The sequence below is a fragment of the Actinomycetota bacterium genome (genome assembly GCA_030684515.1).
GTDB lineage: Bacteria > Actinomycetota > Actinomycetes > S36-B12 > S36-B12 > UBA11398.
The window spans coordinates 31,216-43,995 of record JAUXVJ010000002.1 but is presented as its reverse complement, the minus strand read 5'-3'; the positions used below and the strand labels follow the sequence as shown (position 1 = coordinate 43,995).

Sequence of the window (12,780 nt, the reverse complement as noted above, 5' to 3'; positions counted from 1 at the left end):
GCACTGTGGACGGCCTGGGCCGGTGCATTGCAAGCTGGCGCAAGAACAATCGGTTGGTGGGTCGCCGGGGGCTCGAACCCCGAACCTACGGATTAAAAGAGGATTTGGACGAAACTTCAACACCCCAAAACGCTTGAAAACAAAGGGTTTTCGCGCACCAAGGCACACTGAGAACCAGCCAGATTCGTAAAGAAAGGGCCAAGAAAGGGCCACAGATTGGTTGCAATCGGTTCAAGAGACATTTCATCGCACTCAACACATCTCAGCTGGAGCTGGAGCAATCCGCTTCAACATAGATCCGCTTTACGCGGAGGCCTCAGACATCTCTGAAAGAATGTGCAGGACTGTTGCACCCAGACCCGTGACGGCGAACGTTGTACCGCCGACACCCATGCCCTCTTGGTTTGCGCCGCCACCATCGAAACCTGTATCTGAGATGAAACCGGCGTTTAAGAGCCCCTGCACACCAAGAATCACAAGTTCTGGGCGCATGTTCATGACGTATGTGAGTCTCCCGGTGTTCCATCGAACATCACCACGCGCACAGGTGGGATCGACATCGCTGGCATCTTTCGTCATGAGTTCCAAAACCTGGACGTGTGCGGGTCCAAGATTCTCAACCGCGGCCATCATCGTTGCCGCCTCATCGATCTTGGAACTATCAGACAAGGCATCGCCAAGGAACCCCGCCAGCATCATGAGAGTCTTGTCGTACCCGTTCATACCAGCTGCGTACTGCAGGCGAACGATGAGCGGCATAAGCCTCGGATTTCCATCGAGCACTTCCTTGAGATCTTCAAGATCCATGCGTGCCCTCTTTGTGGCCATCTTGAGCGATTTCGAGAAGATTCGCGCCCATTCCACTTGGACCGCGCGCAGTACAGGCTCGACGAACGGCGCGACGAGCCCGCCCCAAGGGACGATCCCCGCCGCGGATGTAGCTGCCATCACGGCAAATGAGTCATCAGGCTTATTCACAAATACACAGCGTAGATGGCGATGAGTCTGACGCACTCTTGAGAGAGTCAGCGGGCGATGTAGCGGCTCCCCCGCTTTAGCCAACACTCACAGATGGCCGCCCGCCGTCACCAGCCGCTATCTTGTGACGGCGATTGGGCATGCGCTGAAGAGATCCGTGGTGGGAGTGTGTTGAATGCCGCTGAATATTGGATTGTGGCGAGTCGACGGTGTGGTGCAGAGCGTCCCCTCAACCGCTATGCCATCCGAGGCGCGACTAGAGACTCTCATTGAGGCAGATCCGGCCATCCTGGGACAGCCTTTGCTGTTGATAGGTCGTCAGGTGACGACGTCGCACGGCAAGCGCGTAGATCTTCTTGCAATAGATGGCGATGGTGCTATCCATGTCATTGAGCTAAAGAAGGACATGACTCCGAGGGATGTAATTGCTCAAGTATTGGACTACGGCTCGTGGGCACAAGGGCTTACGCACGAAGACGTGGTCTCCATCTACAGCGCGTATGCCCCCGAGCGTCCACTTGAAGTCGCATTTGATGATGTCTTCAAGATCCCGTTGCTCGACGAACTCAATACTGGGCATTGGCTCACCATCGTCGCGGGCGACATCGACCCGGAGAGCCAAAGAATTGTGGAGTACTTGGCGACCTATGACCTGCCGGTGAACGTGGCGTTTTTCCGCTATTTCGCCGACGAGGGCCGCGAATATCTCGCGCGCACATGGCTGATCGAACAAGCACAGGAAGCCGGTCGCAGTATTACCGGCCCGCACAAGAGCAAAGAGCCGTGGAACAACAAAGACTGGTACCTGTCCTTCGGAGAGGAACCCAACGGCCGATCCTGGGAAGACGCCCGAACACACGGATTTGTCTCAGCAGGAGGTGGAGACTGGTACAGCCGCTCTCTGATGCAGGTGCCTGCGGATGCACGTGTCTGGGCCTGTATTCCCAAAACCGGGTATGTCGGCGTCGGCATCGTTACTGGTCCCGCCCAGCCATTCAACGACAGCCCCATCGATAGGGCAAATCTCATAGGCAACTACGAGCACATTGGCGGCGACGAGTGGGTCTTGCCGGTCGAATGGCTAAAGACTGTCCCACGCAACGAAGCGGTCTGGGTCAAAGGCATGTTTGCCAATCAGAACAGCGCCTGCAGACTCCGCAATCAATTCACCCTTGAACACCTATATTCGACTTTCGCGATTGGCGGCGGTGATCAATGACGGTGCTGATTCGCGACGCAGCAGGTGGGTGGCGTGAGCCAGCGGAGCATGGATACGAGTCCGAAGCTTCACTCCAGCAAATTCTCTTCGAACACCCCAGCCTGGTTCCAGGAGTTGAGGGCGCAACTGTTGCCTGTCGCGAGTTCCGCAGCGTCGCCGGATTCGCCGACGTCATCGTCCTTGATAGTGAGGGAGCGCTGACGCTCGTCGAATGCAAGTTGGCAAGCAATGCTGAAGTTCGCCGCGAAGTAATCGGACAAGTATTGGACTATGCCGCACGCCTCTGGCGCATGCCTGTGCAGGAATTCGAACGAGCTTGGATCAATGCCGACCCCAACAGCCAGTCCCCGTTCACAGTTCTGGGTGATGACGATGGACGCATCAGAACAGCCTTGCAAGACAATCTCCACGCAGGTCGATTGAACCTCGTGCTGGCAGTAGACCACCTCAACGACGATCTCAAACGCATCGTCGAATTCCTTAACACCATCACCGCATCCACCACCGGTGTAATCGTCGTCGAATTTGCTCGGATGCGAGACGGACAAACCGAGATTCTCATCCCATCCGCGTACGGCATGGAACTCGTGGAAGCCAAGAGCGCAGAGTCTCGAGCAACGCGTCCAAGTTGGACTGTTGACGCCTACTCCCAGTGGTGCGCACTCAACAATCCCGAAGGTCTTCCTGCGGTTACTGCGCTGATCAGCCAAATGCAATCGCTGGGATTCGACGTCCAAGGAGGCCGGGCCGCCACGCCTTCGCTCAACAGCGGACTCGATATCCCCGGCTTGGGACGCAAATACCCCATCTGCATGTACACAGACCCAAACCGCGGCGCGCTTATCGAGGTTCGATTCAGTGACTTCAAGAACACTCTGATGCTCGCGCAAGCACTTGCTGATGCCATCGAGGGAATCCCCAACATTCCCATCCCAGTACCCGCAGTCCGCGAATCTGGATACACACGCCGCCCCAACATTCCAGCAAGTCAGTTCACGCCTAGCGCAGCGATCGACGTGGCGACTGCGGTACGCACCGCGCTCTTGCGGCCATGGGACGAAGAACTGCCGTGACGACCTCACGTCAACCGAGCCTGGGACCGGACCCAGAACTCGCTGTTGCCTTCGCTTTACATCGCAATCCCGGAGCCCACGCACTGCTCCTCGGAGCTGGAGTCTCGACACCAAGCGGAATCCTGTCCGCCTGGGGGATCCAGCAAGATCTCATCAAACAAATCATGCACATCAAGAGCGTGCCGGCCGCGGACCCCCTGAGTTGGTTTGAACAGACATACGGCACACCTTCTACTTATGACGACCTCCTCGCTCAATTGGCTCCGACCAAAGGCGACCGGCAGGCACTCCTACGCACCTACTTCGAGCCCAAAGAAGATGATGTTGAAAATGGTCTGAAGATCCCTACAGTCGCCCACCATGCGATCGCCCGGCTCGTAGCCTCAGGTCGTTTGCGCATCATCCTGACGACCAACTTTGACCGGCTTGTCGAGACAGCCCTTCGAGAGGCAGGCATCGAACCTACTGTCGTCGCTCAGCCCTCCGACATAACTGGGCTCGCACCGCTGCATGCGATTTCCTGTCTTGTAGTACACCTTCACGGCGACTACCTGACCACCGCGGGGATGCTGAACACGAGCCTGGAACTCAACACCTACGTCGAAGCAGTCGATGGGCTGCTCGATCATGTATTACCAAACTACGGACTGCTCATCGCGGGCTGGTCGGGACGCTGGGACCCTGCGCTGCGGCAGGCGATTGATCGCAATCCCACACGCCACTATGGCACCTACTGGATCGATTCCAATGAACTCGTCACACCCGGACGCGAACTGCTTCAACGGCGCGACGCCATCTACCTTCAGGAGGACGCTGATCATTTCTTCGCTCGCCTCGCAGACGCAACTGACGCCCTGGCCGACACTGATGTACGCGACCCCTTGACAGTGACGATCGCAGTTGCCACCGCAAAGCGAGAGTTGTCAGGCCGACACACAGCCATCCCATTGCACGACGACATACAGACCGAATTCGCGAGGCTCCATGAAACGGAGTCGATCCGAGAGATAAACGTAAACGCAGCGGATCCGCAGGGCGAACACAAACTCCGACTGAGCGCAATTGAGGCTGCACTACAAGTGCCCATGGCGCTAGTAGCTACCGCTGCATATTGGGGAAATGAGCAGTCGGACGAATACTGGATCGGGGAAATTTCGCTGTTGGCCGTCCGTCCTCGATTGAGCGGAGTTACCTCGCTTATTAATCTGTCACGGTTCCCTGCGTGTGCGCTGCAATACACAGGTTGTCTGGCGGCCATCGCTGCCGGACGATTCGATCTGTTTAAACGCCTCATTGATGAGCCTGTAACGGAGAACGATCGCGGCGACGTAGTACCAGTTATCGCGGAATTGACACCTCAAAGAACTTTGAACCTCGTCAGCAGACAGAGCCAATCCACATTTGCGGATTCAAATCACCACCTGTTTCAACTCATTCGGCCCCTGGCAGTCGATGCACTGGGCCTCGCTTATGAGCGTTTCAGAGAAGCCTGGGAAATGTTGGAGTACCTAAAGTGGGTGGAAATCACGTACTCCATACTCCAGAAGTCCGCCGACATGACTCCCCTCACTGATCTGGCAGGGCAAATTCAAGCCATCGAGCAACGGCTAGCTGAAGGCAAATCTGACTATCCCGACCAGGCACGTGACCAGATCGCCAAATTGCGGGAAGCCCAGCGAAATCAACGCCAGAAAGCTGCGGCTGCCGTGCCTAGAGACGATATCTATGTTCGATACGTCTCAAGAGAATTTGGATATGAAACACCCGTAGCCCGTCCTCTGCAGTACCAAGTCCAGCGCCAAGGCAATGAAGCCGTGCTGATGCGTGCAGGCATTTGCGGCGGCAGCGCCGCCTCATTCCTTGAAACCGCCAACATCATCGACGCACGGCTCAATGAACATGGCGAATCATTGGCATACAACGCATTGCCGCCCGGGGGCGGAGCGGTTCCGATGGGCCCGTTTTGGCCTAACGACCCACAGGCTGTCGAGCGCTGACTGCACGGCGAATGAATTTGTCAGGGCACTACTAGTTCTTAGAGGTATGCCATCGACGATTCGGCGGGAAGACGGATGGAACTCATGCACCCGTTCATGCTCCTACCTCATCCACGTGATCGAAGAACACCACCATTCGTGCGGCGATCGCCCCACCCAAAGAATTACGGCAGGCTCCAATCCAAATAGTTGTGTCCAAGGGCCACCAATAGGAAGCATGATTGGTACTCAGAAATATCCGACATGGCGGGGATGTCTCCTTCCGCTCTCAATTGCGACGAGGCACAGCAGACGGGGAGGGCCAGTGTGAACAGTGGTCGAATGAGTGTGGGAATGCCGATTAATGGTGAAGCCGCAGAGGATCGCGTAATCGAGTCATTCACTACCTGGTGTGAATCGAATGGCATCCGGGTCAATCTCCTTGAGCGCCCTGACCGGCTTGTTGCGAGTGCCCGCTCAATTCCTGAACTCACCAGCGATGGTCTGGTTGCGCTTGAGGTCGATGGCCTGACGCGACAATGGTCTGTAGATGTCATGTCCCTTGCGGAACCAGCGTCGCATCACATCGTTCCAAACGGTCTGGTTGACCGCCTAGATGCAATAGCACTGCGCTTCGGGGTCTCTTTTCGAGTTGAAGGTGACAGTCCCCAACCCAACGAGCTAGCTGGACTAGCCAAAGCCGTCGAATTGGAGCTCGCCACTCAAGGAAACGAGGGCTATCTGCAGTTTAGTGGTGTGAGCGTCTCGTGGTTGCCGACGCCGCCGGGTGAAGCCCCCCGGACGATTATCGAAGCCCTTTGGCTTGAAGCATCATCTGCGCTACTAAGCGACCAAGTCAGGGATCAGATTCGTGAGCCATTGATTAAGAAGGCACAACGTCAGGCACGCAGAGGCAAGGAGGCGGGTTGTTACACGGCCGTGTTGTTGGATTGGGTCGGTCATGCGGGCATTGCTCAGGGAACATTTTGGCTGCCGCAAGACGCATTCACGATCAAGCAGGCTGTCAAAGAGGTTCTCGCTGGCGTCGAGCACAACCTTGATGCCGTATTGCTACTTGATCGCGAGGGCGTATGGCACCTCCTGTACGGAGAGTTTCCTCGTCCGGCTGATATGCAGTAGGTGTGTCTGCTGCGAGTGGAACAATGCCGCCATCCGGCTAGCTGCCCGCCAAGCAAGAGATTCGGGCCGGTATCCGAGTAATTGAAGAGACCGCGTGCTGAAGTATTTGATCTGTACTCAGTCGCGCGTCAACTACTCGTTGGTAGTTCCGGAAAGCGCCTCCGCAATTGCAGCGAACTCGTTCAGTGCGGCCTGTAGCTCCTCCACGATCTCCTGAGCAATGATCTCGGGAGCTGGGAGGTTTTCAGCGTCCTCAAGTGAGTCGTCCTTCAGCCAAATGATGTCGAGGTTCGCCTTATCCCGCGCCATCAGTTCGTCGTATGTGAGGGACTTGAATCTCTCGGACTCCGCGCGTTTGTGTTGCTTGCCTGGCTTGTAAGAATCAACAAAGTCCTGAAGATGCTCCCGGCGCAGCGGGTTCTGCTTCATGGTGAAGTGCTCGTTGGTGCGGAAGTCGTAAACCCATAACGTCTGCGTCCACGGATCTTCAGCAGCAGGCCTCTTGTCGAAGAACAGCACATTTGCCTTTACGCCGCCGGCATAGAAGATCCCGGTCGGCAGCCGAAGGAGAGTGTGGACGTTGAACTCGCGTAGGAGTCGGCGGCGAAGAGTCTCCCCGGCCCCACCCTCGAATAGCACGTTGTCTGGCAGGACCACTGCGGCTCGACCGTTGATGTCCAGAATCGTTTTGATGTGTTGCAGGAAGTTCAGTTGCTTGTTGCTGGTTGTGACCCAGAAATCGTCTCGGACGATCTCAAGATTGTTCTTCGACTCGCGCCCATCGGCACCAATCATCGTCACGCTGGATTTCGTTCCGAAGGGCGGATTCGCAAGGACAACCGAATATCGAGTGCCTGGATCAGCAGTGAGGGAGTCTTTCACTTCAATAAGGCTTTCCCCGTCGGCAGTTCCGATCCCATGAAGGAGCATGTTCATCGATGCCAGCCGAGCTGTTCCGTCAACCAACTCCACACCGTGGACGAAGGTGTCTCGCAGGTGCGTGCGTCGGTCCGGACCAAGATTCTCGACATCCTGCGTCGCGTACTCATATGCAACGAGAAGAAACCCACCCGTCCCGCAAGCTGGATCACACACCGTGTCATCAACGGACGGACGGACGACATCAACGATTGCATGGATCAGCGCGCGCGGAGTGAAGTACTGGCCGGCACCCGACTTGATGTCTTCTGCGCCCTTCTGGAGCAACTCTTCGTATGCCTCACCCTTGAGATCTACTCCTGACGCTGACCAGTTTTCCTTGTCGATTAAATCCACAATCAGGCGTTTCAGTTTCGCTGGGTCTTGGATCTTGTTCTGTGCCTTGCGGAAGATGACGCCGAGGGTTCCCCTCGCCCGGCCGAGGGTTTCCAGGATGTGACGGTAGGTCTTCTCAAGCTCTTCGCCATCAGCATCCAGGAGCCGCTGCCAGGAGCAATCAGCTGGAACGATCCGCTCAGGATTCAACGGACGAGTTTCGCGCTCATGCGCCATCTTCAGGAACAGCAGATAGGTGAGTTGCTCGGTGTAATCAATGGTCGATACACCATCGTCCCGAAGGACATTGCAATACGACCACAACTTGTCGACAAGACGGCGCGACTCAAGCATTCATTTGCTCCAAGTGGTTGGTTGGCAGGTTGCCCGTGAACGCGGCACTCAACAGTGAATTCCTCAGCGCACGCGCCCGACTGATTGCAACTTCGACCGAGGCCGAGAGGTGCTCGCTTCCTTGCGCCATCGCATCGGCGACCCGGACAACCTCGTCCTGATCGGAACTATTGATCGGCACAGGAATCATGATCGATAGGAGGTTCGCCTGGGAAATATTTCGCATCGAGTCTTTGGTTCCAGTCGCTAGCTGAGAGATTTGTGCTCGTGTCGAAGGGGAGCGAAGTACCGTGATTAACCACCGTGGGTCGACTCCTTGTGATGGCACGATCCTCAGACTCTTGTCACTTAGCAGCAATCTTGGCGGCTCCTCAGTGACGAATACGGGCGCGCCAACGTATTCGACCGTATTCGCTCGACTGACGAGAATGTCGCCCTTATGAATTTGATGACGAGTATCAACTTCTCTTCCAGAAGGGACGGTCTTGTTTTCCCTTGGGCGAAAGGCACCCCAAGTCAAAGCGCTCACCCTGACAATTCCCCACTCATCATCAAGTGATGGTCTTGGAATGCAAGTGAAAGATTTTCCGGCCTCGATACGCGAGACAACCGTTCGTAGGGGCGCCTGAATGGTTGGAACGCACTGACACGCGTCACGCTGGGAGGCACGCGCTAGGGACCGTTCCATGACTTCCACCGCATGTAGTGATTTCTCGGCGGCACCTATTCGACTGATGTGCTCTTCAAGAACGGCGACGATGCGTCGCTGCTCGTCGTACGGTGGGACAGGGATCTCGCTCGCCATGTAGTCCGTCATCCTGATGTTGCGAATATTTGTTGTCGCGGTCTGTAGCGGAACAGTTCCACCAGTCAGCTGGAAATACGTCAGATACAGATGCAAGTAACGGGGTAAAACCACGTCATGTCTCGGACGCATCAACTGCATGAAGTTCGAGCAGATTGTCGAGTCAAGTGGCTTGTCGATCAGTGCAACCCGACCCACTGGGCTTGTCGGACCTCCACCCGATTTCTCCAAGAGGAGATCGCCTTCACGCAACTGACGAGACTCGAACTGCTTAACAGTTATCGAACGGACTGCGGCTGTTGAAGTATCCAGCCCACCATTCGGCTTCAGTTCAGTTACCCGAATGACGCTCACCCTAACGTCGGCTGTTCCGTCTGGTTCGCCCCAGACGCCACCGATGGACTTGTCCAAGAGTTCTGCCAGCGGCGTCCTTGCCCAGCCAAGTGGTATTTGGCTCACGCAGTCAGCCCTTGGGCAAGGTTGCCGAGGATGATCGCGACTGTTGCACCGAGGTCACGTACGGCTCCGTCAGTTCCACCGCGTTCGGTGAACGGTGGCAGGTCGAGGTCGGTTGTGTGGAAGTCGCCGGATTGGACAACCACGTCTCTTATTTTCTCTAACCACCACATTTCCGTATCAGTGAAGTCGGTGCCTGCTAGTGCTTGTTGGGCGAGCCAGTTACTCCACCGATGCTCGATAGTGCTGGCGTAGGGCACGAGTTCGTTGTCATAGCCGAGGGCAAAGCGGATGAGTCCGATGAGGTCGGTGGTGGTATGGCGGGCGGAGTGCTGAACTCTTCCTTCGTCAATGGCTTCGTATGCATGCCAGAGGCTGTCCACTGTCCATCGGTAGGGCGGGCGTTGAATGCGATCCGCGAGGTCGCGAAGTTCGTTGTATGCGACCTTGGGCGCCTTGGGTTGGGAGTAGACGGTCTCGATCGCGGAGATTTCGTCGCGGTGTTCGTCGAGGAAGGCCCGCCACGAGGTGACTGTTTCTCTTGCTCGGTCCCGGTCGATACGACCGGAGGCTTCGATGAGTGTGTCCTTGGAGGCTTCGTCGATGAGGAGGTCGTGCGCCGTTCTGAGTTCAAGGAGTCGCTGCCGTAACGGCGCGTTACCAGCGATGGGTTCAATGGCTTTCTGCACGAGCGAGCTCACCGCCGCCGCCTCGTCGGGCTTTCCGTCCTTCATTGGCGTGACGGCTATAGCTTCGGCAATCACGTCAGGGTCGGTGACCTTGGTCAGAGATGCGATCACTGCGGTGAACGGTTGGCCTGCGACCTGGTTGATCTCGGCACGCTCGGCAGGGGTGAGCTGGCGCTCCAGTCGTGCAAGGCGCGAAGCCAGCGTCGATGTTTCCTCCGCGTTGATAGTGAAAGTCGCCGCTTTGTCAAGGAGTGTCTTCAGGCTGACGGTGCGGTCGCGCTGTAGTGGTGGGTCGACGAAGGCGTGCTCAGTGACGCCTACTGCGTCGACGATGACGAACCTGTCCTTGGTCAGCGCGTCGGGGGTCATCGTTTGAAAAGTGGCGCTGTCAATAGTGCGAGCTCCGCGGCCCTTCATCTGCTCGAAGTAGGACGCCGAACGGACATCGCGCATGAAGAACACACACTCGATGGGCTTCACGTCAGTGCCGGTGGCGATCATGTCCACGGTGACAGCGAATCGCAGGGTTGAGGAGTTTCGGAACTGCTGAAGTAGGGCTTTGGGGTCTTTGGCGTTATACGTGATCTTTGCTGCGAAGTCGTTGCCCTTGCCGAAGATTTCCTTGATCTGCGTGACGATCTCTTCGGCGTGGTTATCGTCCTTGGCAAACACGAGAGTCTTGGGTACCACTGATCTGCCGGGAAATACTTCGGTGAACAGTCGATCCTTGAATGCGGTAAGCACAGTGCGGATCTGGTCTTTGCTCATGACTTTGCGATCGAGTTCGCTGGAGCCGTAGAGCACGTCTTCGTCTAGGGCCTCATATCGTTGACGGCGGGTGCGCCTATCCATGACCGGGACCACGATGCCCGCCTCAATCGTTGAGCCGGCCTCCGTGATTTCAGTCTTGATTCTGTAGATGTCGAAATCAACATTCACACCATCTGCCACGGATTCGGTGTAGGTGTACTCGGCGACAAGATTCTGATTAAAGAAGGCGAACGTTTGCTTCATCGGAGTAGCCGTCAGACCGATGACATGAGCATCGAAGTACTCGATCACCCCCCTCCACAATCCATAGATAGATCGGTGGCATTCATCAACAATCACCAGATCAAACGCCTCAGGTGGCAGCAAAGGGTTGTACTGAATTTCTACAGGAGAATCGGGCGTGAATTCATCGATGTTTGGGTCGTCAGTGTCCTGTAATTCCTGACCTTTCAGTACTGACCAGACGCGCTGGATAGTGGAGATGACGACCTTGCTCGACCCAAGAGTGCCTGCTGAGGTGAGCTTGTCGACGTTGTACAACTCCGTAAATTTTCGGCCGTCATCTGGCGTGGTCCAGTCCCTGAACTCGCGAAGCGTTTGATCGGCGAGGTTGTTGCGGTCAACCAGGAACAGCACGCGGTTCACTCCACCGAATTTCAAGAGTCGGTAGCACTCGGCCACAGCCATGCGGGTCTTGCCAGCGCCCGTAGCCATCTGTACCAGCGATCGTTGTTTTCCGCTCGCCATGGAAGCTTCAACCGCCCTCACGGACCGCTCAGATGCTGGACGCAAGTCATAGTCGTCGAGCGCTGGCATCCGGCGTACCTTGCCGCGCCAGGTGGCGGCCTCAGGGTCTGTTTCCGCATCACGAATGAACCGAGCCAGTGTCTCGGGTCGAGGGAACGCGAAAACCAGTCGCGATGCTGGGTCCGGGTCAAAGAGGTTCGTGAAGACAGTTTCTGAACCGCTGGCCTCAAACAGGAACGGAAGCTGACCCTCGACCAGGATCGAGCCGAGCCGCATCTGAGGCGGGAGCCCTTGGGCGTATCTCACGGTTTGCCATTGCACGCCTGTAAGCGTCGTTCCCTCGGGTTTGGCCTCGACGACGCCAACAACGCGGCGTTGGACGTACAGGAGATAGTCCGCGCGACCAGCGTCTCCCAGCGTGACTTCCCTGACGGCTACGCCCTCGTGGTTCACAAGGTCTACGGCGTCCTGGTTGCAGACGAACCAGCCGGACTCTTCGAGCTGTCGATCAATCGAGATGCGGGCGCGTGCTTCCGGCGTAAGACCTCCAGGTGTCATACACCCCCCTTATCCCGACCGGATGAGAGGCTACTAGTCAGTGCTCGTTTGTCTCTGAAGGAATCCAGCAGTTGGTGCCCACACGGGGAAATCCGATTGACAACAGCCATCACGCGAGGCGCCACTACATGGGCCGTGGCTTCAGAACCGCCGCCACTCACGCGCGGTGGGGCAAGATTGCGTCGTGGCAGATGACGGCGAGATTGACGAGGAACGGAAGCCGATTGTGTCCGCATTTCCAGCGGAGGGTGGGGACGCCTATCTAATGCTTGCGCAGGCTCGATTCGACCAACAGATGGCGACTTGGGATGCCTACGATGCCAAGGCGAACAACCACCTCTTAACGGCAGTCGCCGAGGCTGCATTTCTACTTGCCTTATTGGCGTTGAAGCCGCCGATGACCCACCACCCGACTGTTGTGTCTTGGATCGGGCTCGGCCTAGCAGCGCTCGGGGCTGTTGCTGTTGTCTCGCTAGCTTGGATTGTCCAGCGTGTCCAAAGCGTGGACTCGTACCCAACGGCTGCTGATGCCTGGGGAGCAGCGTGGAGTTCGAACCGAGAAAACGAGTCTGTTGCTTGGCAGTTGGCGCGCTCGCTAGAAGTGGCTTACGAAAACAATTGCCCAGCAGTTAAAACCAAGGCAACAATGTTGCGCTATTCAGGCTGGGCCCTAGTAGTCATGACGGGAGTATCCACGGCGACAGCGATATCGCTCGTCTATACCTAACCAGCTAGCCGTTCTTCTGGATCTTCTCCGGAG

General features: G+C 56.6%; 9 protein-coding genes. 5 read left to right on the top strand and 4 right to left on the bottom strand.

What is annotated here, in order from left to right; translation table 11 throughout:
• Positions 1-303: 303 nt before the first annotated feature.
• Positions 304-978 carry a hypothetical protein gene (locus tag Q8M73_00270; protein ID MDP2286989.1) on the bottom strand — a complete coding sequence of 225 codons (675 nt, stop codon included), beginning with the start codon at positions 976-978 and terminating at the stop codon, positions 304-306.
• Positions 979-1,153: 175 nt separating this feature from the next.
• Between Q8M73_00270 and Q8M73_00265 the strand changes: the two genes are divergently transcribed.
• The 4 genes from Q8M73_00265 (at position 1,154) to Q8M73_00250 (ending at position 6,386) form a co-directional block, all read left to right on the top strand.
• A complete protein-coding gene (locus Q8M73_00265) occupies positions 1,154-2,197 on the top strand; it encodes a hypothetical protein (GenBank protein ID MDP2286988.1) in 1,044 nt (347 codons plus the stop codon).
• Entirely contained in the window at positions 2,194-3,270 is a 1,077-nt protein-coding gene (locus Q8M73_00260) for a hypothetical protein (protein MDP2286987.1), read from the top strand. The genes Q8M73_00265 and Q8M73_00260 overlap by 4 nt, the downstream gene beginning before the upstream one ends.
• Positions 3,267-5,267, top strand: coding sequence for an SIR2 family protein (locus Q8M73_00255; protein ID MDP2286986.1), 2,001 nt, complete (start codon positions 3,267-3,269; stop codon positions 5,265-5,267). The genes Q8M73_00260 and Q8M73_00255 overlap by 4 nt, the downstream gene beginning before the upstream one ends.
• A 321-nt stretch (positions 5,268-5,588) precedes the next feature.
• Complete coding sequence (locus Q8M73_00250) at positions 5,589-6,386, top strand: hypothetical protein (protein ID MDP2286985.1); 798 nt, start codon at positions 5,589-5,591, stop codon at positions 6,384-6,386.
• A 132-nt stretch (positions 6,387-6,518) separates the two neighbouring features.
• Here the strand turns inward: Q8M73_00250 and Q8M73_00245 are convergent, their stop codons facing one another.
• From Q8M73_00245 to Q8M73_00235, 3 genes are read right to left on the bottom strand one after another with little or no spacing between them, the layout of a single operon-like run.
• The gene (locus tag Q8M73_00245) at positions 6,519-7,994 is read right to left on the bottom strand and encodes a class I SAM-dependent DNA methyltransferase (GenBank protein ID MDP2286984.1); all 1,476 of its coding nucleotides are present in this window, start codon (positions 7,992-7,994) and stop codon (positions 6,519-6,521) included.
• On the bottom strand, positions 7,987-9,258 hold the full coding sequence (locus tag Q8M73_00240) for a restriction endonuclease subunit S (GenBank protein MDP2286983.1): 1,272 nt from the start codon (positions 9,256-9,258) through the stop codon (positions 7,987-7,989). The genes Q8M73_00245 and Q8M73_00240 overlap by 8 nt, the downstream gene beginning before the upstream one ends.
• Positions 9,255-12,020, bottom strand: coding sequence for a type I restriction-modification enzyme R subunit C-terminal domain-containing protein (locus tag Q8M73_00235; GenBank protein ID MDP2286982.1), 2,766 nt, complete (start codon positions 12,018-12,020; stop codon positions 9,255-9,257). The genes Q8M73_00240 and Q8M73_00235 overlap by 4 nt, the downstream gene beginning before the upstream one ends.
• A gap of 184 nt (positions 12,021-12,204) precedes the next feature.
• On the opposite strand from Q8M73_00235, the gene Q8M73_00230 reads away from it, so the two are divergent.
• The gene (locus Q8M73_00230; protein MDP2286981.1) at positions 12,205-12,747 is read left to right on the top strand and encodes a hypothetical protein; all 543 of its coding nucleotides are present in this window, start codon (positions 12,205-12,207) and stop codon (positions 12,745-12,747) included.
• The last annotated feature ends 33 nt before the right edge of the window (positions 12,748-12,780 follow it).